General features: G+C 50.0%; 19 protein-coding genes. 11 read left to right on the top strand and 8 right to left on the bottom strand.

Annotated elements, in window-relative coordinates; translation table 11 throughout:
- Positions 1-10 precede the first annotated feature (10 nt).
- Positions 11-2,161: a S9 family peptidase gene (locus tag FPG75_RS23570; RefSeq protein ID WP_143310503.1), complete on the bottom strand. Its 2,151-nt coding sequence runs from the start codon at positions 2,159-2,161 to the stop codon at positions 11-13.
- Positions 2,162-2,199: 38 nt separating this feature from the next.
- Positions 2,200-3,153, bottom strand: a complete 954-nt coding sequence (locus FPG75_RS23565; protein ID WP_143310502.1) for a HEAT repeat domain-containing protein — start codon at positions 3,151-3,153, stop codon at positions 2,200-2,202.
- Positions 3,154-3,316: 163 nt separating this feature from the next.
- On the opposite strand from FPG75_RS23565, the gene FPG75_RS23560 reads away from it, so the two are divergent.
- The 9 genes from FPG75_RS23560 to FPG75_RS23520 all read left to right on the top strand — a co-directional run bounded on the left by FPG75_RS23560 (position 3,317) and on the right by FPG75_RS23520 (position 11,175).
- Positions 3,317-4,576: a dihydroorotase gene (locus FPG75_RS23560; RefSeq protein WP_143310501.1), complete on the top strand. Its 1,260-nt coding sequence runs from the start codon at positions 3,317-3,319 to the stop codon at positions 4,574-4,576.
- A gap of 48 nt (positions 4,577-4,624) precedes the next feature.
- Positions 4,625-5,125: a DUF4199 domain-containing protein gene (locus FPG75_RS23555; RefSeq protein ID WP_143310500.1), complete on the top strand. Its 501-nt coding sequence runs from the start codon at positions 4,625-4,627 to the stop codon at positions 5,123-5,125.
- 25 nt (positions 5,126-5,150) lie between these two features.
- Positions 5,151-6,104: a glycosyltransferase family 2 protein gene (locus tag FPG75_RS23550; RefSeq protein ID WP_143310499.1), complete on the top strand. Its 954-nt coding sequence runs from the start codon at positions 5,151-5,153 to the stop codon at positions 6,102-6,104.
- A gap of 65 nt (positions 6,105-6,169) precedes the next feature.
- Complete coding sequence (locus FPG75_RS23545) at positions 6,170-7,303, top strand: glycosyltransferase (RefSeq protein WP_143310498.1); 1,134 nt, start codon at positions 6,170-6,172, stop codon at positions 7,301-7,303.
- Between the two features lie 44 nt (positions 7,304-7,347).
- A complete protein-coding gene (locus FPG75_RS23540; protein ID WP_143310497.1) occupies positions 7,348-8,370 on the top strand; it encodes a GHMP family kinase ATP-binding protein in 1,023 nt (340 codons plus the stop codon).
- Positions 8,371-8,384: 14 nt separating this feature from the next.
- The gene (locus FPG75_RS23535; protein ID WP_143310496.1) at positions 8,385-8,963 is read left to right on the top strand and encodes a D-sedoheptulose-7-phosphate isomerase; all 579 of its coding nucleotides are present in this window, start codon (positions 8,385-8,387) and stop codon (positions 8,961-8,963) included.
- Positions 8,960-9,658, top strand: a complete 699-nt coding sequence (locus FPG75_RS23530) for a nucleotidyltransferase family protein (protein ID WP_143310495.1) — start codon at positions 8,960-8,962, stop codon at positions 9,656-9,658. The genes FPG75_RS23535 and FPG75_RS23530 overlap by 4 nt, the downstream gene beginning before the upstream one ends.
- 4 nt (positions 9,659-9,662) lie before the next feature.
- Positions 9,663-10,184 carry a D-glycero-alpha-D-manno-heptose-1,7-bisphosphate 7-phosphatase gene (locus FPG75_RS23525; protein WP_143310494.1) on the top strand — a complete coding sequence of 174 codons (522 nt, stop codon included), beginning with the start codon at positions 9,663-9,665 and terminating at the stop codon, positions 10,182-10,184.
- Positions 10,185-10,212: 28 nt separating this feature from the next.
- The gene (locus FPG75_RS23520; RefSeq protein WP_143310493.1) at positions 10,213-11,175 is read left to right on the top strand and encodes a hypothetical protein; all 963 of its coding nucleotides are present in this window, start codon (positions 10,213-10,215) and stop codon (positions 11,173-11,175) included.
- A 109-nt stretch (positions 11,176-11,284) separates the two neighbouring features.
- Here FPG75_RS23520 and FPG75_RS23515 read toward each other — a convergent pair whose 3' ends face one another.
- From FPG75_RS23515 to FPG75_RS23500, 4 genes are all read right to left on the bottom strand, one after another.
- On the bottom strand, positions 11,285-13,816 hold the full coding sequence (locus tag FPG75_RS23515) for a DNA gyrase/topoisomerase IV subunit A (RefSeq protein ID WP_143310492.1): 2,532 nt from the start codon (positions 13,814-13,816) through the stop codon (positions 11,285-11,287).
- A gap of 13 nt (positions 13,817-13,829) precedes the next feature.
- Complete coding sequence (locus FPG75_RS23510) at positions 13,830-14,234, bottom strand: cupin domain-containing protein (RefSeq protein ID WP_143310491.1); 405 nt, start codon at positions 14,232-14,234, stop codon at positions 13,830-13,832.
- 1 nt (position 14,235) lies between these two features.
- Positions 14,236-15,132 (bottom strand): DUF1835 domain-containing protein, encoded by an 897-nt coding sequence (locus FPG75_RS23505; protein WP_143310490.1) that lies wholly within the window; start codon positions 15,130-15,132, stop codon positions 14,236-14,238.
- Positions 15,133-15,202: 70 nt separating this feature from the next.
- A complete protein-coding gene (locus FPG75_RS23500) occupies positions 15,203-17,110 on the bottom strand; it encodes a DNA topoisomerase IV subunit B (protein ID WP_143310489.1) in 1,908 nt (635 codons plus the stop codon).
- A gap of 237 nt (positions 17,111-17,347) precedes the next feature.
- Between FPG75_RS23500 and FPG75_RS26090 the strand changes: the two genes are divergently transcribed.
- Positions 17,348-17,497 (top strand): hypothetical protein, encoded by a 150-nt coding sequence (locus FPG75_RS26090; RefSeq protein ID WP_161596899.1) that lies wholly within the window; start codon positions 17,348-17,350, stop codon positions 17,495-17,497.
- A gap of 318 nt (positions 17,498-17,815) precedes the next feature.
- Here the strand turns inward: FPG75_RS26090 and FPG75_RS23495 are convergent, their stop codons facing one another.
- Both FPG75_RS23495 and FPG75_RS23490 read right to left on the bottom strand, forming a co-directional pair.
- A complete protein-coding gene (locus FPG75_RS23495) occupies positions 17,816-18,484 on the bottom strand; it encodes a response regulator transcription factor (RefSeq protein WP_143310488.1) in 669 nt (222 codons plus the stop codon).
- A 48-nt stretch (positions 18,485-18,532) separates the two neighbouring features.
- On the bottom strand, positions 18,533-21,661 hold the full coding sequence (locus tag FPG75_RS23490; protein ID WP_143310487.1) for a ligand-binding sensor domain-containing protein: 3,129 nt from the start codon (positions 21,659-21,661) through the stop codon (positions 18,533-18,535).
- Positions 21,662-21,913: 252 nt separating this feature from the next.
- Between FPG75_RS23490 and FPG75_RS23485 the strand changes: the two genes are divergently transcribed.
- Positions 21,914-22,900 (top strand): WD40/YVTN/BNR-like repeat-containing protein, encoded by a 987-nt coding sequence (locus FPG75_RS23485; RefSeq protein ID WP_143310486.1) that lies wholly within the window; start codon positions 21,914-21,916, stop codon positions 22,898-22,900.
- Positions 22,901-23,101: the final 201 nt, after the last annotated feature.

The raw sequence follows: 23,101 nt of genomic DNA, 5'->3' as shown, positions 1-23,101 counted from the left end.
GCCGTAAATATTACTTGAGATAACTGTCGAAATAATCCGTCACCTTTTGCATCAGGTGTACCCGGTCTTTCCCGATCACATTATGCGGGTGCCCCGGATATACGAAATAGTCCACCTGCGTTTGCGTATCCACGCAGGCTTTCAGAAATTTGATGGAATGCTGCCACACCACTACGTCGTCATTGGTGCCATGTATCAGCATGAGATGGCCTTTGAGGTTGCCCGTTTTGCTAAGCAGGTTTGCTTCTTCATACCCCTCCGGATTCTCCTGCGGCGTGTCCATATAACGTTCGGTGTACATCACTTCATACATGCTCCAGTCGATCACCGGCCCGCCGGCTACCGCCGCCTGGAACACGCCAGGGTGGCGCAACATCAGGGAAGTGGTCATAAAACCGCCGAAGCTCCAGCCATGTACGCCCATTTTATCTGCATTCACAAAAGGCAATGATTTCAGATAGGCCACACCTTGCAACTGGTCGTCCATCTCCACCGTACCCAGATGACGGAAAGTAGCCTGCTCAAAGGCCATCCCGCGATTAGCGCTACCACGGCCGTCCATCGTGAATATCACATAGCCATGTTGCGCCATATACTCATACCAGAGATTACCGCTATACGGGAAAGTATTGCGGATCAGCTGCACATTGGGACCGTTATAAAGATAGACGATCACCGGGTATTTACGGGTGGAGTCAAAATCAACAGGGAGGATCAATTTACCATAGAGCGACGTGCCATCCGCTGCTTTCAGCGTCACCTGGCGAACCTGCGGACGTTTGAAATCTCTCAGCGGGTTGGCGCTGCTCACGATATTTTGTTTCCAGCTCCCTTTCAACGCAATAATATCCGCGGCCGATGGGGTTTCCGCAGCGCTATAAGCATCATAAAGATAGCCGCCATCGCCGCTGAGCATTATATCATGCCAGCCCGGCGCCTGATCCAGCCTGCGGATAGCGCTGTTCTTCAGGTTCACGGCATACGCATGTTTTTCCATCGGGCTCTCTTTCGCTGCGGTGATCACCACTTCGTTTGCCGCCGTGTGGAAACCGCTAAGCTCATTCACCACCCATGCACCTTTGGTTAACTGGCGTTGCAACTGGCCGTTGGTATTGTAAAGGTAGAGATGCGTGTATCCGTCACGGTCGCTATACCAGATGAACTGATCGGGCTTGCCCGGCACAAAGGTCAGCGGGTGCGACGGATGTACATATTTGCTGTCTGTTTCTTCAAATAATGTTTTGATCAGCGCGCCGCTGTTCACATCATACTGGTTTAACCAGAGGTGGTTCTGCTCACGGTTCAGCAGCGCGATATAAACAGATTGCTGATCAGGCGCCCAGGTAACGCAGGTGAGATAATGATCTGCGGGGCCTTCTGTTTTCAGGAACACGGTTTTACGGGTAGATGGCTGATAGATGCCCAATGTTACTTCATGGGATTTCCCGCCGGCCATGGGGTACTTGATGATATCCGCATGGGCGGGCGTTACGGCCCAGTTGATAAGGGGATAATCGTTTACCATGCGCTGGTCCATGCGGTAGAAGGCCAGCAGGTCGCCTTTCGGAGAAAAGAAGATGCCTTTGTCGATACCAAATTCTTCGCGATGCACGCTCTTGCCATTCACGATATTGATATCCTCATCATTGGTCACCGGCTGTACATCGCCATTGGCGCTGCGTATAAAGAGATTGTTCTTCGATGTAAAGGCGATCTGGCGGCTTTGCGGCTGCACAGTGATATTCTCTGCATCCAGCGGCAAAGTGCACCAGCTGGCGCATTGGGCTTGTCCGTTCGTGATATTGACGGTGTAAAGATTATTAGCGATAGCAAACCAGGCGGTATTGTCTGAAAGCCAGTGCAGGGGCGGAAGACCACGCAGGGGTTTTGCGGAAAAGAGCTGCTGGTTGAGGGTAGCAGCGGTGAGTAAGGTATCGGCCTTGAGGGCAGGCACCGTATATTTTATCCATGCTCCGTTCACCACGCGGGTAAAGGCTGTTTCGCCGGGCAGCCATTCAAACTGTTTCACCCGTTCGGGCGCCAGCTCCATGCGAAGCCCGTTAACCGCTTCAGACATGGTAAACATACGCTGCTGGGCATACGAAAATTGCAGCCCGCTCATCACACATCCTGTCAAAAGCACTAAGAACGCTTTTTTCATCCTTGATCTTTTTTAGGATGCGAATATAGTAAATTGAACTACGAAGTGCTGGTGAGCAGGTTGCGTTGAATCCATTCCCTTTCTTCCGGGAGGAGATAGTCGGCTCTTTTTTCAGTGATCCAGGAGAAGATCTTTTTTACTTCTGCTTTGGCGCTGCGGAACCGGGAGAGAAACTCCATGCCCAACATCAGGTCAGTGAAGCCATTCTTGAATGTTTCGATGGTCAGGCGGGTGCTGGAGCGCCTTTTTGATAGCAGTTCTGTAATCCTGGTGATCACTGCCTGTACGGCGTTTTCGTCGGCATATTTATAGATGGCTTCCATGGCTTCGTACTTCAGCTGGCCGCGCAGCAGGCAGCGGGTATAGAACATGGATTCCTTTTCTTTTTCGATATCGGCGATGGTGGCGAAAGCGAGGCTTTTCACATCCTGGCGCGGGTGGTCGAGCAGGCGGCGCAATGCCGGAAGGCTGCGCTGGGAGCCTGTTTTATGCAGCAGCAGCGTGATATAATATACGTCGTACTCATTGACTGTACGTTTGAGCAGATTGAGCGCCCAATCTTCCACCGCGGGGTTATTGGTGCCGCGAAGGGCCAGCAGGGCGGATCTACGGACATTATTATTAACCGAGAGGGTATTTTGCAGCAGGGGCTCGATATTGATATAGCTCGGAATGGGCAGCCCGCGCTCCAGATCCTGCTGGATGGCGGTGATCATATCGGCATCCTGCTCCATACGCAGGCGGTCCATCATAAAACGGATTACCTCGGGGTCGTTCGTGTTCCTGGATACTTGTGTCAGAATATAGCCTGCTGCTCTTCTCTTTTCTTTATCGGGCTCTTGTCCGATGTATTGGGTCAGAATGGGAATATAAGCATGGTTAGCAATTTGCTCCGCTTCGCGGAGCGCCTGCCAGCTCAATGTTTGGGAGTCGTTCAGCTGATCCGAGCGGTCGCATATCCGTGTGACAAGATTTGTGAGATAGTCAATCATCTTTGTTATTTTGATCTGCTACCCCTGCATTTTCAATTATCATACCAACCTGATCATATACCCGCAAAAGAGGCTGCGGACGGGTTGTTTCAATTAACAGTTTTATATTACATTTGCCCCTGTATTTTCGGACAGGTTTTGATATTTGAATAGAACGTAAAGCATGCACATATTACTCAAAAACGTAAAGATTATAGCGCCTTCCTCTCCCTTCCACGGGCAGCAAAAAGACATTTCCATTCAGAACGGTATTATCCAGCAGGTAGCGGACCAACTCGAAGATGGCCATGCCACGGTGATTTCCGGTAACAATCTGCATGTATCTGCAGGCTGGATGGATATCTTCTCGCATTTCTGCGATCCCGGCCAGGAGCACAAAGAAGACCTGTATAGCGGTATCAAAGCTGCTGCTACCGGTGGCTTCACAACGGTAATGATCGTGCCGAACACCCAACCGGCCCTGCATACCAAACCCCAGATCGAATACGTATTGAGCCGCACACGCCATGCTGCGGTTACTGTGCTGCCTATCGGCGCCGCCACCAAAAACGCCGAAGGCGCCGGCCTCGCCGAAATGTACGAAATGCAGCAAGCCGGCGCTGTAGCCTTCTCCGACGGCTGGAAACCGGTACAATCCCCCGGCCTCCTGCTCAAGGCCCTGCAATATATCAAAGCTTTCAACGGTACGCTGATACAACTGCCCGACGATACCAGTATTTCCGCACATGGCCTGATGAATGAAGGCATCCACTCCACCTTGCTGGGCATGCCCGGCAAACCCGCGCTGGCAGAGGAACTCATCATACAACGCGATCTGGAGCTGGCCAAATACACCGACTCCCGCCTGCATATCACCGGCATCAGCACCCGCAAATCCGTGGAGCTCATCGCTGCTGCCAAAGCTGCCGGCATCAAAGTCACCTGCTCCGTAACACCGTATCACCTCTCCCTCACCGACGCTCAGCTGGTGAACTACGATACCAACCTGAAAGTAAATCCGCCCCTGCGCAACGCCGACGATGTGCAAGCCTTGCAGGACGCGGTGAAACACGGCATCATCGATTGCTTCGCCACCCATCACCTGCCGCAGGACTGGGACGCGAAACAACTGGAATTTGAATACGCCAGAAATGGCATGATAGGATTGGAGAGCTGCTTTGGCGTACTCCGCAAACATCTCCCGGAAATCGCGCTGGATCAGTTGATCACCATGCTCACGGAACACCCGAGGCAGATATTCGGCCTCAGCAAACCTTCCCTGCAGGAAGGCGCCATGGCCAACCTCACCGTATTCGACCCGGATATGGAATGGCAGTTCGAAACCGGGCACATTGCATCCAGGTCCAAAAATTCAGCGTATATTGGCGCGCAGCTCAAAGGGAAACCGGTAGCTGTGATCAATAACGGGCAGGTATTTAAATAAACATCCGGCCCACACTGTGTTTATTCCTATCATTCAAAATTTGTTACTATGACAAAAAAGAATCATCTCCTGTACGGGATCATTACCGGCATTGCGCTGATCCTCATCTCTATTGTACTCTATGTCACTAAACTCAACCAGCAATCATGGGCCGGCTGGATCAGCCTGGTGGTGCTGATGGCAGGGGTGATACTTTCCTGCATCGACTACGGTAAAAATAACGAAGGACTTACCTTCGGCAACATTTTTGCGAACGGTTTCCGCACCACCGCCGTGATCACCGTATTGAGCGTGCTCTTTACCATCTTGTTTATCACCATCTTCCCGGATGTAAAAGACCAGGCGCTGGAAGCGGCCAGACAGAAAATGGAAGCCCAGCACCAGTCGGAAGAAACGATCGAGAAGGCTTTAGAGATCACCAAAAAGATGTTCATTCCGTTCGTGATCGGCGGCTCGCTCCTTTCCAATGTGTTCTTCGGCGCTATCGCTGCCCTGATCGGCGCTGCAGTAGCCAGGAAAGCGAAACCCGGACAACCACCCGTTCAATAAAATTATATACCAAGCAAAAACTGTAATGAGTTTAAACATATCCGTCATCGTTCCTTTAAAAAACGAAGAAGAATCATTGCCAGAACTGTCTGCCTGGATCGCACGCGTGATGCAGGCCCACCATTTCACCTACGAAGTATGGATGGTGGATGATGGCAGCACCGACAACTCATGGCAGGTGATTCAACAACTCGGCGTTGAAAATCCATGTATCAAAGGCATCAAATTCCAACGTAATTATGGTAAGTCGGCCGCCCTCAACGAAGGCTTCGCGGCAGCGCAGGGCGACGTGGTGATCACCATGGACGCTGACCTGCAAGACAGTCCTGATGAAATACCGGAACTCTACCGCATGATCGTGGAAGACGGATACGACCTGGTGAGTGGCTGGAAGAAAAAACGTTACGACAACGCCGTGACCAAAAACCTGCCCTCCAAACTGTACAACTACACCACCACCCGCATGAGCGGCGTGAAGCTGCATGATATGAACTGCGGCCTCAAATCCTACAGCCGGAAAGTGGTGAAATCAATAGAAGTATATGGCGAAATGCACCGCTACATACCGGTGATCGCCAAGTGGAACGGCTTCCGTAACATCGGTGAAAAAGTGGTGGAACATCGCGCCCGCAAATACGGCGTGAGCAAGTTCGGGCTGGAACGCTTCATCAACGGCTTCCTCGACCTCGCCTCCATCATGTTCATCGGCAAATTCGGCAAACGCCCCATGCACCTCTTTGGCGCACTGGGCGTACTGTCGTTCTTCCTCGGCTTCTGCATTGCCTTCTATCTTACCTTTGCCAAATTCTTCTACGACAAATATAACATGACCGACAGGCCTATCTTTTTCCTGGCGCTCCTGTTCATGATCATTGGTTCTCAGCTGTTCCTCACCGGCTTCATCGGTGAACTGGTAACCCGCAATTCCGCCGAACGCAATGCATACCTGGTAGAAGAAAGAATGGATAACTCTAATTAAGAATTACGAATTAAGAATTACGAATTAGTCCGTAATTCTTAATTCGTAATTCGTAATTCTTAATAATGGCACCTAGAAAAAAGATATTGATCCTCGGCACAGCCTACCCTTACAGGGGTGGGCTGGCTGCTTATAATGAACGCCTGGCCGAAGAACTGCAACTGACGGACGATGTAGAGATATTTACCTTTACCGTTCAGTATCCTAACTTTCTCTTCCCCGGCAAAAGCCAATACTCTACTGACCCGGCGCCCGCGCACCTGCGCATCCGCCGCCTGATCAATGCCGTGAACCCGCTCAACTGGTGGGTCACCGGCCGCAAGATACGCCGCATGCAGCCTGATATCATTATCAGCAAATACTGGCTGCCCTTTATGGGCCCGGCTTTGGGCACCTTGCTGCGCCTCGGCAAAAGCCGTAATACTAAAGTGATCGCCGTGCTGGACAATGTAGTGCCACATGAAAAACGCCCCGGCGACGTGGCTTTCACCAGGTATTTCCTCAAACCGGTAGATGCTTTCATCGCGATGAGCCAATCGGTGCTCAACGACCTGCGCGTATTTGAGCCCAACAAAAAAGCGTCGCTGATACCGCACCCCATCTACGACAACTATGGCGCCCTCATCTCCAAAGAGGCTGCCAGGGCTCATCTTCAGCTTGATCCCAACAAACGCTATATCCTCTTCTTCGGTTTCATCCGGCAGTATAAAGGGCTCGACCTCCTGCTGAAAGCTATGGCCGACGAGCGCATGAAAAAAATGGATATACATGCGATCGTAGCGGGTGAATTTTATGAAGATGCCACGCCCTACCTGCAACTGTTACAGGAGCTACAGCTGGGCGACCGTGTGCTGATGCACACCGACTTCATCCCGAACGAAGCAGTAAAAAATTATTTCTGTGCCGCCGACCTGGTGGTACAACCTTATAAAAGCGCCACCCAGAGCGGCATTTCACAGATCGCCTACCATTTTGAAAAACCGATGGTCGTTACCAATGTAGGCGGCCTCACCGAAATGGTGCCCGACGGGAAAGTAGGCTTCCAATGCGAGCCCGAACCCGCCGCCATCGCTGCCGCCATCGAAAAATATTTCGCAGATAACCGCGAAGCCGATATGGTGGCCGCCCTCCGCGTGGAAAAATTACAGTACTCCTGGGCGCGACTGGCAAAAGAAATCCATAAATTAGCGGCAGACTGAAACCCTGCATAGCAGCAGATAATGTCATATGCCAAACTCAAGATATGATCTACAGAAGTAAAGCACCTCTTCGTATAGGCCTTGCCGGTGGCGGCACAGACGTGAGCCCGTATTCGGACCTCTATGGCGGCGCCATCCTCAATGCTACCATCTCCCTGTATGCGCGCGCTTCTATCGAACCGCTCACAAACGGGAAAGTTATTTTTGAATCTGCCGACAGAAAGGAAACACTGAGCTACGACGCCGTATATCCCTTACCGTTAGATGGTAAACTGGATATCCTCAAAGGTGTAGTGAACCGTATTCATAAAGACTATGGCCAGCTGCCTTCCGGCTTCAAGCTGACCACCTATGTGGATGCCCCTCCCGGCTCCGGGCTTGGCACCTCCTCCACCCTGGTAGTGGCCGTACTGGGCGCTTTCGCCGAATGGCTCAAACTGCCCCTCGGTGAATACGACCTTGCACACCTCGCCTACTCCGTGGAAAGAGAAGACCTCCAACAGGCCGGCGGCAAGCAGGATCAATACGCGGCTACCTTCGGCGGTGTGAACTTCATGGAGTTCTATAAAGGCGACAAAGTGATCGTAAACCCGCTGCGCATCAAGGAAGTGTACCTGCATGAACTGGAAAATAATCTCGTGCTCTTCTACACCTCTACCAGCCGTTTATCTTCCACCATCATCTCTGAACAACAAAAAAATGTAACCGATAAAAACGATGACTCCATCGCAGCGATGCACCACCTGAAAGAACAGGCGGTGATGATGAAAGAAGCCTTGTTGCGCGGCAGCATAGACCTGATCGGCGATATCCTCAACTACGGCTTTGAACACAAGAAGCAGATGGCCAAAGGTATCTCCAACCCGCAACTGGATGAGATCTACGAAGCGGCCCGACAGGCGGGCGCCAGCGGCGGCAAGATATCCGGCGCCGGCGGCGGCGGATTCATGATCTTCTACTGCCCGAAAAATACCCGCTTCGCTGTAGTGGACGCCCTCAGCCGCTTTGGCGGCGATGTGAAGCGCTACCATTTTACCAACAACGGTGTTCAAACGTGGAGCATCTGATTTATCTTTAACACATGAAGCAACAAATAGCGAATACCATACGCGCCAGCATCAACGTAAAGGAGGCCATCTGCCAGGACGAACAGCTCCTGCACACCATTGCACAGGTGGCCGAGGTGATCACCCAAAGCCTCAAAGATGGCCACAAGGTCCTCTTCTGCGGCAATGGCGGCAGTGCTGCCGACGCGCAACATCTTGCAGCTGAATTTTCCGGAAGATTTTATAAAGACCGCACACCACTCTATGCCGAAGCTTTGCATTGCAACTCTTCGTATATGACAGCCGTGGGCAACGACTATGGCTATGACCAGGTGTATGCCCGTATCCTGCGCGGCATCGGGCAGGCCGGCGATGTACTCGTAGGCATCTCCACCTCCGGCAACTCCGCCAATATCCTCGAAGCCATGAAAGTGGCCAAGGCACAGGGTATGACGATTGTGAGCATGACCGGTCAAACCGGCGGCAAGATGAAAGAAGGCAGCGATTTCCTGCTCAATATGCCGTCTGCCGACACGCCACGCATCCAGGAAGCGCATATCACCGTGGGCCATATCATCTGTGAGATCGTAGAAAACAATTTGTTCGGCGCATGAGTGAATGTATAGTGCTCGCCGGCGGCCTCGGCACCCGCCTCCGCAGCGTAGTGGCCGACAAACCCAAGTGCATGGCCCCTATCGGCGACCAGCCTTTCCTGCATTACCTATTATATTACCTGCATCAACAGGGCATTACGCATGCTGTCCTCTCCCTCGGGTATAAATCAGAACAAGTGATCAGTTGGTGCGAAAGCCAACAGCTGCCACTTCGTATATCCTTCACCGTAGAACCGGAGCCGCTGGGCACCGGCGGCGGCATCGTTTACGCCATGCAAAAAGTAAACGGCAACAAAGTGTTCATCGTAAACGGCGATACGTACTTTGACGTAGACCTCCGCGCTTTCGACGCCTTTCACAACAGCCGCAAAAGCCGGCTGTCGCTCGCTTTGAAGCCCATGCAACATTTCGATCGCTACGGCACTGTTACGCTCAACGCACAACAACAGATCACCGCTTTCCATGAAAAACAGTTCTGTGAAGCAGGGCTGATCAATGGCGGTATCTATCTCACCCATAAAGATTATTTACATCAGTTGTTATTACCAGCGCAATTTTCCTTTGAGAAAGCCGTACTGGAACCACAGGCCGCTGCCGGGGATATATATGGTTTTACCAGCGATACCTATTTCATAGATATCGGTATCCCGGAAGACTACGCCGCCGCTCAACAACATTTTTCACATAGCCATTGACGTTATGACGCTTTTTCTTGACCGCGACGGAGTTATCAACGACGAGATACACAACGGTTACGTATTGCATCCGGATATGTTCCGGTTCAGCGATGGCGTACTGGCCGCCATGCCCTTACTGGCAAAGCATTTCAGCCGTATCGTTATCGTTACCAACCAGCGTTGCATCGGCAAAGGATTGCTCACCACCGCCGGACTTGAAGAGATACACGCCCGCATGCTGGCTGAAATCCAGCGCCATGGCGGCCGGATAGATGGCATCTATTTCTGCCCCGATGTGGAAAGCAACAGCCCTTGCCGCAAACCGCAATCTGGTATGGCAATGCAGGCACAGCGGGACTTTCCCGAGATCGACTTCCATCAGTCGGTCATGGTAGGCAACACCCTCAGCGATATGCAGTTCGGGAAGCAACTGGGTATGCAAACAGTGTTCATCCCTTCTACCCTGCCCGATACGCCCATGCCGCACCCCTTGATAGACCAACGTTACAATAACCTGCTGGCCTTTGCGCAGCAAATACAATAATTTCAAGCCGGAACCGTATTATATAGGTATGGTAAAAAAATTACTACTGTCACTATTGCCATTGATGGCATGCTGCGCAGCCCTGGCGCAACGCCCGGATGCCGCCGGACTCAAGGCCCTGCGCCATTCCCAGGATACCCTGCGGAAACTGAGCCAGGACATTTTCGCCGGTAAAGGCGACGATGGCCGCCAGCGCGCCTGCGATGAATTTATCCCCGTACTGGTGCGCGCCCTGAAAACAAAATATTCTTTCAAATACACTTTCGACTCCCTGCATACGGTGTCTGTCCTCTATCCGGGCGATAGTACCTTCCGCATTTTCACCTGGGCGCTGGAACATGAAAACGGCTTCTTCCGCCACTATGGCGCCATCCAGATGAATACGCCCGACGGGCAGCTGAAGCTGTTCCCGCTCTTTGATGCGTCGGACTATCTCACCAACACAGATACGATCGCCAGCAATAAATCCTGGTACGGCTGCCTGTACTACAACATCATCCAGCGGCATTACTTTAACCAGGAATTTTATACGCTCTTCGGCTGGGATGCCAACAACCCGCGCAGCCAAAAGAAGATCATCGAAATGCTGACCTTCAAGAATGGCCAACCGGTTTTTGGCGGCCCCTATTTCAGCTATGCAGAAGACAGCATCCCACAGCCTACCCGCAACCGCTTCGTGATGGAATACAAGAAAGAAGGCACGGCCACGCTCAATTACAACAAGGAACTGGACATGATCGTATTTGACCATCTCGTTTCAGAAAGCAATGATCCCGGGAAAAAGTATACGTATGTGTCGGATATGGACTACGAAGGTTTTAAATGGAAAGCCGGTAAATGGGTGCATGTCAACAAAGTATTCCACGATGCCATCCCGCTGGGCAAAGGCGCACCGGCCCCAATACCAATAGATGTGAAGAAGAAAAGCATGACCAAGCCACGCAGTGCGGAAGATATTGAGAAAGAGGAAGCACCGAAGAAGAAACAGTAATATTTACGGATTTCCCGATTTACGGATTTTTTGATTTAATCAGAGCGGAGATGAACAATGTTATCATCTCCGCTCTGATTAAATCAAAAAATCCGTAAATCAAGCAATTCTAAAATAGTTCCCCTTGTATATTCGACTCCTCTTCCGGGTCCGGATCTTCATCTTCAGATAACAACTCTGCGCTGATCAGGTCATCCCCGGCGATCCTTGTTCCTACTGCTTTCCAGCCGGTTACTTCGATAAATTCAGCGAGGTTGATCTCTTCTTCTTCAGGGCTGCGTTTCTTGCCGGTTTTGAGTAAAACCACCGGTTGTGTGTGCGTAGTTACCATTTCCAGGTAATTGCCCGCACCTTCTTTGATGAAGAGGAATTTGTTATTCAGGGTTTGTGTTTCAATCCGGAAGCGCTTTACATTGAATTGCTTTTTATCGGCATCGAAATAGATAGCCGTTACAATTTTGTCGGGATTGAATTTTTCGATGTAGACGACATCATTGGATTCGTAGCGGTTGGTGAGCTCATAATTGGTGAGCTCATAGGTACCGTTCTTGAACGCTACAAATATTTTATCTTCTCCTTCGAAGCTGCCGATGTACACGCCACGTTCTTCCGTATTAAGGCGGCCCGTTTCTGTATCATACCAGATCTTCTGGCCGGCCAGTGTGGATACGCCTTTCTCTTTGAACTTCACGCTGCGGATAGGATATTTTGTTACCTGGTTACCCATCGAGTTACGGCCTTTGATGGCGATGGTCTCGAAGTACAGGTCAAACTCCTTGTTACGTGCGGAGCAGTTAGGGCTCAGTTTGATGGTCACCACTTCCGCTTCACCGTTAGGGTTGGCGGAGAAGTAATGCACTTTGGAATTTTTCTCGCCCTTGTGTGCGAGATCGTATTCTTTGTCGCGGGTAACACCGGTAACGTTGAAGCGTTTTGCATAGCTCACGCCGGTCTTACCTTCTACATAGATCATGTTGTAAGTGGTGCGTTCGTCGTTCTTCCTGAATATATCCACGTGGATGATATCCTTGCCCACAAAGGTTTTGTCGGCCACCTTGGTTACCAGCATCTTGCCATCGCGGCGGAAGATGATGATATTGTCGAGGTCGGAGCAATCAGCTACAAATTCGTCTTTCTTGAGCGAAGTACCGATGAAGCCATCTGCACGGTTAACGTACAGTTTTGTGTTGGCGATGGCCACCTGCGCTACCTGGATGGTATCGAAGATCTTGATTTCGGTGGTACGTTCGCGGCCTTTGCCATACTTTTTAAGCAGGCCTTCGTAGTAGCTTACTGCATAGTCTACGAGGTTGGCGAGATCGTTCTTCACCTGTTTGATGTCGCCTTCGATGCCTTTGATCTGTTCATTCAGTTCATTGATATCGAGGCGATAGATCCTGCGCACCGGTTTTTCGGTGAGCTTCAGGATGTCTTCACGGGTGATGGCCCGTTTCAGATTCTTTTTATAGGGCGCAAAAGCCTTGTCTATGGCGGCGATCACGGCTTCCCAATCTTTGTGTTTCTGCTCCAGCTCTTTATAAATACCTTTTTCGAAGAAGATCTTTTCGAGGGAGGTATAGTGCCATTTCTCTTCGAGTTCGGCCAGCCTGATCTCCAGTTCCTGACGCAGCAGGTCTTTGGAGAAATCGGTAGATGCTTTCAGCAGATCGGAGGCGGAGAGGAAATGAGGTTTGTCTTCCACGATCACGCAGGCATTCGGAGAGATGGATATTTCACAATCGGTAAACGCATAGAGCGCATCGATGGTGATATCCGGCGAGATGCCCGGCGCCAGATGCACTTCGATCTCCACATCTTTGGCGGTATTATCTACCACCTTGCGTATCTTGATCTTGCCGCTGTCGTTCGCTTTCACGATGGATTCCATCAGCTGGGTGGTGGTGATGCCATAAGGTACATCTTTCACCAGCAGTGTCTTCTTGTCTTTCTCTTCGATATGTGCGCGCACTCTCACTTTACCGCCACGTTTACCGTCGTTGTAGTTGGTAACATCTATCATACCGGCGGTGGCGAAATCGGGATACAGTTCGAATTTTTTTCCGCGGAGATATTTGATAGAAGCGTCTATCAGCTCGCAGAAGTTATGTGGTAATATTTTGGTGGAGAGGCCTACGGCGATACCTTCTGCGCCTTGTGCAAGCAGCAGCGGGAATTTCATGGGCAGTACGAGCGGCTCGTTCTTACGACCGTCGTAGCTGAGTTGCCAGGAAGTAGTTTTGTTATTGAAAGCCACGTCCAGCGCGAACTTCGAGAGGCGTGCCTCGATATACCTGGCGGCGGCTGCATCATCACCGGTTCTTACATCGCCCCAGTTACCCTGGGTTTCTATCAGCAGGTCTTTTTGTCCGAGGTTTACAATGGCATCGCTGATGGAAGCATCACCGTGCGGGTGGTACTGCATCGTTTGTCCGATCACGTTAGCCACTTTGTTGAAGCGGCCATCGTCCATTTCTTTCATGGCGTGGAGGATACGGCGCTGCACGGGTTTGAGCCCGTCTTCGATGCTGGGCACCGCACGCTCCAGGATTACATAGGAGGCATAATCCAGAAACCAGCTCTCATACATGCCACCCACATGGGTTACATTATGCAGAGATTCGTCTGATGTTTGATTTTCCATATCCATTATTACACTACGATTTTACTTTGATCAAATTTTCGAAATCTTCTCTCCATACGCGCACGCTGTCTTTCTGCACATCTTCCATGGAGTTCAGTTCTATAAAGCAGCAATCGGTCACGGCGATCAGCTGGTGCCATATATTGATGGGCACTTCCACCCTGGCAGGCGCGCTTACTTCGGTTACGATGATCTCTGAACCGCCGAGGGGGCACCAGTGTATGGCGGCGGTACCACTGAAGAGGTACATGATTTCGGGGTTCTTGTTGGCGCTGATACCTTCATGGTAATGCTGGCCGCTGCTGCTGCCCGCATTGCGGTAGCATAGCATGAAGTCGCCCGTGCGCTGACAGTTCCACATGTAGTTGCTTCCCCTGTCGTCTTGTCCTTGTAATGTTATCGGTGTTACCTTGATCATCTTATTCGGCTTGCGCTGTTACAATTGTTTCTTCTGTGGTTTCGCCAGGCAGCTTCACTTCAAAATCGCGGATGGTTTTAAGCTCGCCGCGGCTTTCCAGTTTGCCTTCGCGGATCAGCTCTTTGAGGCGCCATCCCAGGAACTGGTCCATCACCGCGTATTTCAGCTTGCCGGTTACCTGGTTCACTACGCGCCACGCTTTCGCAAATTCTTTACCCGACTGGTTCACCAGCTCTTTATCGTAAAAGGTGGCTGGTTCGCCTTTGAGTTTTTTCCCGCCTTCAAGCAGGCGTATGCCGGCATTTTCATTCATGAGGCGGTGCCATTCATCGCCATCCAGTTCAAATTCTGCGAGTGATACCGGGCGCGCCAGTTTCTTCGCTTTCAGAAATTCTTTCGGCAATATCTGGTGCAGATGTGTTGGATAAAATACGGCGCCTTTCTCATTGAGGAAAGGGAGATTATTAAGGTAGATGATGTGAATGCGGCCGGCGAAGTCATACAGCTGGCTCACGAGCCAGTAGTAGCCGCACACATCACGGCTGTTCTGTCCTGCCCATATCCATATCTCCAGTGCTACGTCTTCTTTGAGCATGGCTTTCAGCTCCCTGAAGCGGTCTTCATCGCCGGGCGTTTCTTCTGCTGGCGGCGGCGGTGCAGGGGCTGCTTCAAACAGGTGCTGTGCTGTTGCTTCAGGTACAGGCATGGCGCTTGCCACCTGCGCCCACCACTGCTTGCGGCCGGCCTGTCCTTCCTTTGTGTCCAGGATGAACAAGGGGCCTATGGACAGGTCGTCTTCAAAACAAAGTACTTCTCCCTCCATCTTCTCATCCATACCGATGGCTTCTTGCAGCACCGGCACGGAAGCCTGACCGAAAACAATATGCTTAAGACTCATATAATGTCAATTGCGAATTACAGCTTTTCAAGCCCTTGAAGCGCTTCGGGCGCTTCAAGGGCTTCGAGCTTTATACTGCTTCTTCTATAATGTCTTTTTCGTACCGCAGGTTGTTGATGATGAACTCCTGCCTTGCCTGGGTGTTCTTGCCCATATAGTATTCCAGGAGTTTCTGGATATGTACATCTTTCGACAAGATGATCGGCTCGATGCGGATATCTTCTCCGATAAAGCGGCCAAATTCTTCCGGCGATATCTCACCCAATCCTTTAAAGCGTGTGATCTCGGGCTTGTTACCCAGTTTCTTCACGGCTTTTTGTTTTTCCTCTTCGCTGTAACAATAAATTGTTTCCTGTTTGTTACGCACACGGAACAGCGGCGTTTCGAGGATATATACGTGCCCGTTCTTCACCAGGTCGGGGAAGAATTGCAGGAAGAAGGTGAGCAGAAGCAGACGGATGTGCATTCCATCCACATCGGCATCGGTGGCCACCACGATGTTGTTGTAGCGCAGGCCTTCGAGCCCTTCTTCTATATTGAGGGCGTGTTGTAACAAGTTAAACTCTTCGTTTTCGTATACGATCTTTTTCGTGAGGCCGAAGCTGTTCAGCGGCTTGCCCCGCAAGCTGAACACCGCCTGGGTTTCCACGTTGCGCGATTTGGTGATGGAACCGCTCGCAGAGTCGCCTTCGGTGATGAAGATAGTGGTATCTAGGCGGCGGGCTTCATTCTCCACTTTGTCTTTACCGGTGTATTCTTCATTCAGGTGAATGCGGCAGTCGCGCAGTTTGCGGTTGTGCAGGTTCGCTTTTTTGGCTCTTTCGTTTGCCAGTTTTTTGATACCTGCCAGCTCTTTACGTTCCCTTTCACTTTGCTCGATGCGTTTTTTCATCGCCTCTGCCACAGCGGGATTGCGGTGGAGAAAATCATCGAGGTGTTTGGAGAGGAAGTCGAGCACAAACGCTTTCATAGACGGGCCGCCTTCAAATACGGTCAGCGAGCCCAGTTTCGTTTTGGTTTGCGATTCAAACACCGGCTCCTGCACACGTACAGAGATGGCGGCGCAGATGGAAGCGCGGATATCGGTAGCGTCGTAATCTTTCTTGTAAAAGTCGCGCACCGTTTTCACGAAGGCCTCGCGGAAGGCTGCCAGGTGCGTACCGCCCTGGGTGGTGTGCTGGCCGTTCACGAAAGAATAATATTCTTCACCATATTGGTTCTCGTGTGTGATGGCCACTTCTATATCCTCTCCTTTGAGATGGATGATGGGATAGCGCAGCTCTTCCTCATTGGTTTTGCGTTGCAGCAGGTCGAGCAGGCCATTTTTCGAAAGATATTTTTTCCCGTTGAAGTTGATGGTCAGTCCTGCATTGAGGAAGCAATAGTTCCATATCTGGTTTTCGAGGAACTCCGGGATGTAACGGTAGTTCTTGAAAACGGTATCGTCCGGCGTGAAGGTGACCAGGGTGCCATTCTCTTCCGTGGTGCTTGTTTCTTTATGTTCTTTCACCAGTACGCCGCGTTCGAACTCGGCTACCTTGCTGCGGCCGTCCCGGATGGATTGTACGCGGAAAGCGCTGGATAGCGCATTCACCGCTTTGGTACCCACCCCGTTAAGGCCCACCGATTTCTGAAAGGCTTTGCTGTCGTACTTTGCGCCGGTATTGATCTTGCTCACTACGTCCACTACCTTGCCCAGCGGGATGCCGCGGCCATAGTCGCGTACCGTTACGTGGTGCTCGGTCACTTTAATATCTATCTGTTTACCAAAGCCCATGGTGTGTTCATCGATACAGTTGTCCGTCACCTCCTTGAGCAGGATGTAAATGCCGTCATCCATACTGGAGCCGTCTCCCAGCTTCCCGATGTACATACCAGGCCGGAGGCGGATATGCTCCCGCCAGTCGAGCGACCGTATGGAGTCTTCCGTATAGGAAGCGAAAAGATCCTTGTTATCCGTTTTGTCCGTATTTACCATAATATATTAAAGTTTCCTGAATACCTATGTGATTTGGGTTCATTACCAGTCTGCCGTCTCTACTAAATCTTTTAGCAAAACCGGAATGCTGGCAAAAATAATGGATTCAGGCAATCATCCCAAGTATAATTTATTCACGTGCCCGTTATAAATTTTTATTGCATGGCTATTGTTTTATATAAATATTTTAATATATTTACATTAACAACTATTTTAACGATCCTAACCTATGTCCTTATGAAAACACTTTGCCTTATTATCTTTTCCATCTTGCTGGTGGGCGCTATCCTCGCCACTTGGTTCATTAAAAAAGAACAGAACAACCGGATCGGGAACAAATTCCTGCAAATGATCAGGAAATTTGATTCCTGGCAAATGATGCGCTGAGTATCCATCACCATATCCTTTTACATACGGCTCTTAACAATACTTCAATTTGTGATCATCCGACTGGCTATAGACGATTAAATCACCTTTAATCCCTATTCCTATGAAAACAGGTTTATTGTTCAGACTTGCATGTTTGCTGATCGCCGCCGTGGTATTGTTTGTGCACCTAATCCGCAAACGCGTGAGCGCTTAAAAACATTTAGGGATTTATTTATTTTGATATTTTGGTATTTAGTTGCGGTGAAGATTTTCATCGATCCTAAATATCAAAATATCAAAATAAATAAATCCCTAATTTTTTTGTGCAAGTAACTTTTAACGGTTGTAATATTTATTTACAGCATCTGTTCTGCTGCGTACATGCAGTTTCTCGTAAATGTTGTGAACGTGCCTTCTCACTGTTTCAATACTGATAAACAGGTTACTGGCAATTTCTTTGTACAGGAATCCTTTGGATAACTGGTCCAGTATCTCTTTCTCACGGGTGGTCAATGCTTCCAGCGCCGGATTGGGCTTGGCTTGTTTTTGGAAAAATGCCACTACCCTTCTTGCAATCTGTGAACTCATCGGCGAGCCACCTTCGTGCAGGTCGCGGATCGCTTCCAACAATTCTCCCGGAGAGGTTTTTTTGAGGATGTAGCCGCTGGCTCCCGCTTCCAGCGCCATGAAGATCTTGTCGTCATCTTCATATACTGTCAGCATCATGAACTGCATATCCTGGTATTCTGCTTTCAGCCGCGCAATACATTCAATGCCGTTCATACCACCGGGCAAATTGAAATCCATCAGCACTACATTCGGCAACAGGTGAGGGATCTGTTCCAGTGCAGTTTCTGCATTGTTGAAAGTGCCAACACAGGCATATCCATCAGAACCATTAATCAGCAATTCCATAGCCGTGCGAATGTCATGGTTATCTTCTACAATCGCAATAGAGATGATATCCATGTTATCCTGCGACTTCTTCTTTGAGTATACCGTCATGTTTTGAAATAATTATAACACTTATATGTTATTAAGAACAAATGTATGTCAATTTAGCGGGATATCGAGAAAAACTATTGTCCCGTTGTTGGAAGTAATATCTGCATTACCGCCTACTGCCATCATACGCTTCTGAATATTCTTCAAGCCGTTTCCAAACAAGCGCACCTTCTCCTGATCGAAACCTTTCCCGTTATCTTTGATCATGATCGTCATGTTCTTGTGCGTTTTCACTTCGATGATCACCTCCGTAGCCTTTGCATGCTTCACTACATTATGCAGGGATTCTTTCACCGCCAGGTAAATATTTCGCCGCGTGCCGCCACTCAGTTTAATGTTCGGAATCGTTTCCGGGAAATAGAACTGGTGTGTGATATGCGCATGCTCCAGAAAATCAGCGGCAAAGCTGCGCATATACGCAATCAGGTTGGCCAGCGAATCATTGGAAGAGTTCATCGCCCAGATGATCTCGCTCATTTTATCTACCATCTCTCCCGCTGTCTCCGATATTCTTTCAATCTCCCTCGTCTGGTTCGTATCAGAGATCTTGCGCTTGGCGATCTCACTCAACAAACGAATGGTAGACAAACCCGAACCAAGATCATCATGCATATCGCTGGAAATACGCGCCCGCTCCTGATCTACGGCCTGCTCTTTTTCCAGCTTCAGTTTTTCATGTCGTATTTTATAGTCGAGATACAAGGTAGAAAAATAATACGCAATGCCAAGCAGCAACAGCAGTAACAGAAAACGGAACCACAAAGATTGCCAGAATGGTATCTTGATCACGATCTCCAAAGTAGTGGGCGTGGTGTTCCAGATATCATCGTTGTTAGAAGCACGCACCTTGAAAGTATAATCGCCGGGGTGCAGATTGGTATAACGCGCCATGCGGAAGGTACCGCCTTCTACCCAATCTTCATCGGCTCCTTCCAGCTTGTATTGCACTTTATTTTTTGCGGGATTCGTATACTCCAAAGGCACAAACTCAATAGCGATCGTATTCTGATTATAAGGTAGCTCTACCCGCTTGAGCAATGATATCGCCGTATCAGATTCATAGGGCTTGTCCAGCACTTCCATCCTGCGGATGATTACCTTGGGATAGAAAGGATTGTTACGGAAATTTTTCGGATAGAATCCGTTCACGCCACGGATACCGCCGAAGAATAATTCTCCGTCGATAGACTTGTAAAAGGCGCCGCTGTTGAACTCGTTCGACTGCAAACCATCTTCATGATTGAACGTTGTGATCTCGTTTGTCAGCGTATTGATCTGCGACAGCCCTTTATTATGGCTCACCCATATTTTGTCTTTATCATCCAGCAACACGCCGTACATGTAATCGTTGATGAGGCGCGGATAATCAAAACTGTTATAGTGTTGTTTGATATTATCATTCACATCCAGGATGAAGAGGCCCCGTGTAGTGGCCACCAGCAGCTCTTTGTGCGGGTTCTTGTTGATAGATTTCACCGTGGTGCCTTCGGGCAGCTGCACATTTTTCCAACGCGAGCTGCCGGTATGCCGGATATAAAGCGATGATTTGGTGCCCACGTACTGATTGCCCATAAAATCTTCGAAGTAGGTGGTCAGAAGTTCTTCGCCGAAATCATGCACCACAGATACGGCAAAACCGGGATGCTTTTCATCGAACATCAACAGGAAACGGCCATAATTGAAATAGACCTGCCCATTCGTGCGCTTGAACAGGAAAGGGAACTGGTCTGGTTGATCGGGCAAGCCAAGTTCTTTCACATTCCTGGTAAGGTCGGTATAACTTTTATTGAGCACATTGAACAAGCCGATATGCATACCACGGAAATGCAGCCAGAGACGTTCGTAATCTTCGCGGCAAATGGCGCTCACATCATTCGATGGGAAGCGGCCGGGATACAGTTCGTTGGAGATCCGTTCCAGGAATTTCCCGCCATCTTCATAAATGTTCAATCCGTCGCGCAGCAAGCCCACATAGAGTTTGCCATCATCGTGCTTGTACACGGCAGTGACCATGTTATGCGTAATGAAAGGAGAACGGTACAGGTTGAAGACTTTTTTATGGGGAGAGTATTTCTTGATACCGTCGCCGTCGGTGCCTACCCACATATTGTCAGCGCCATCGCGGAAGAGATAATATACCGCATTGTAAGAACGTGTTTCAAAAGTGTTGAAGCTCACGATATGACGGATGATCTCATTGCGTACGATGGAATACACGATCACGCCGTCGTTGCCGCCGATCCAGGCATTACCGTCCTGGTCCATCTCCACTACATAGGGCAGAAAAGGTTCTTCTCTTTCATTATGTATATCGAAGGCAAGATCGCTGAATTTATTTCTTTTTTTATTGAAGATGGTGATGTGACCACTGCTCACGATGAGCATGGAATCCTTGTTGAGATTGCGCATCACGGGGCGGGTGCCTACGCCCGGCACACAGTAGGTAAACAGGCGGAGGTTGCGGATATTCAATGCCAGCAGTTCTCCCGGCTCACAGTTCATCCAGATGTTATCGCCGTCTTTGATCACCGCATTGGGAATGATGCCTCTTTGCTGGAACTGCAAGGGATAGGTGATGATACGTTTGGTGGGATACATCCCGTTGCTTTTCTCCGGGCTGCTTTTATCCAGCACATACACGCCTCTCATGGGGCGCCATACCCAGAGGGTATTGGTGGCGGAATCTTCTCCCAATATCTTGAACTTCATATTGGCATCCCGCTCTTTCGCATTCACATAAGTGGTATCTTCCATCAGTGAGCGGAAGCTGTTGCGATATTTGTCGTAGATGCTGATACCGTTGTTATGCGCCAGCAGCAATTGCCGGCGGCTGTCTTTGAAGAAAGAATAGCCTTTATAACCTTTGAGGTCGAAACGGTTGATCACCGCACGGTTGCCCGTAGTGCTCCTGGGTACCAGTTCGCCTTTGCCTTCGCCGGTGCGCGGTTGCGAGCTGGGCTTGTAACGGTATTCATTGAAAGTATAGCCATCGAAGCGGTTGATGCCGTCGCGGGTAGCGATCCACATAAAGCCTTGCTCATCCTGCGTGATATCGGAAACAGAGCTCTGGGAAAGGCCTTCATTGACACTATAGCTGTCGAAAATATATGGCTTATCCTGTGCACATAACCCTAGCCCCCAGAAGGCGCATAGGCAGTGCAGGACAAGTATTTTCAAATGACGCGGTAGATGCACGCTTAATTTAGTGTTAATGACAGTAAGCAGGTTTAAGGCTGATTTGCAAATATATAAATCTGCATCACACTTTATAGCTATTTTGTAATTTTCTTGTCGCTAACAGATTGGGAATAAATCTTATAACTTATGAACAAACGATACGCATCCTTCCGATCCCTCCCCGCAAATACAATACAGGCCCGCATTACAGGCCGCTGGTACTTAGTGTCACTTTGCCGTTTATTTTTTTGTTTGCTGCCTTTGCTCGCCATCGATAAGGAGTCGCAGGCACAAAGCGGATACCATATCAATATCATATCTCCCACACCGGTGAAAAGCATTCGCGGGCTTAGCGTAGTAAGCGATGATGTGCTGTGGGCTTCCGGCACCGGCGGCATGGTAGGGCGCAGCACAGACGGCGGCCATGAATGGCAATGGACGCGCATCACCGCCTGCGATAGCTGCGACTGGCGTTCGCTCTATGCCTTCAACGCACAGCAGGCCATTGTGATCAATGCCGGCGAGCCGGCACATGTGTTCCGCACGCAGGATGGCGGCCAATCCTGGCAGGAAGTATATACCGACACCACGCACGGCGTGTTCTTTGATGCCATCGACTTCTTCGATGACCAGGAAGGTATCGCCATCGGCGATCCGCTACAGCAGCGGTTTTCCATCATACGCACGCACGATGGTGGCCTCAGCTGGCGCCGGGATGATCCCTCGAAACTCCCGTCCGCAGCAGAAGGCGAAGCCCTCTTCGCCGCCAGCGGCACCAGCCTCTTAGCCATGCCCTGGCACAAAGTGTACTTTGCCACCGGCGGCGCCGTATCCCGTTTCTTCACCGGCGATGATACCTGGCAATCCATTCCCCTGCCTATGATCCAAGGGAAAAGCAGCACCGGCGCGTTTTCCATCGCCTTCTACAATACGAAGACCGGCATTGCTGTGGGCGGCGATTACCGCAACGATACGATCCGCAGCGGCAACTGCCTGCTCACCCGCAACGGCGGCAAAAGCTGGACCGCGCCGCATACTGCGCCCGGCGGCTACAAATCAGGCGTAGCCTATATTACAAAGGATATCCTCATCTGCACCGGCACCTCCGGCACTGATATCTCCCTCAACGGAGGCAACGACTGGCAAAAGATCGGCAACGGTTTTAATGTGGTGAAAAAAGCCAGGGACGGGAAAAGCGTCTTCCTCGCCGGAAAAGACATTGCGGTACTGTCGCGGTAACCACTATAAATGTAAAGGTGCTCCTGGAAAGGCGCACCGGTAAAATAGGTTAAAGCAAAAAGTACATTTATAACTATGAAGTTACTGCGTAATTTCCTTACTTTTCTCTCTTTTTTGTCAAGAAAGTAAATTAGATCGTAAACGCAACGATAGGGATGTCAAACGTGATTTAATCCCCTCACGCAGATTTTTTTATGTAAT

Origin of the sequence: Chitinophaga vietnamensis, assembly GCF_902167635.1 — a bacterium.
GTDB lineage: Bacteria > Bacteroidota > Bacteroidia > Chitinophagales > Chitinophagaceae > Chitinophaga > Chitinophaga vietnamensis.
This window is presented reverse-complemented; position numbering and strand designations above follow the sequence as displayed.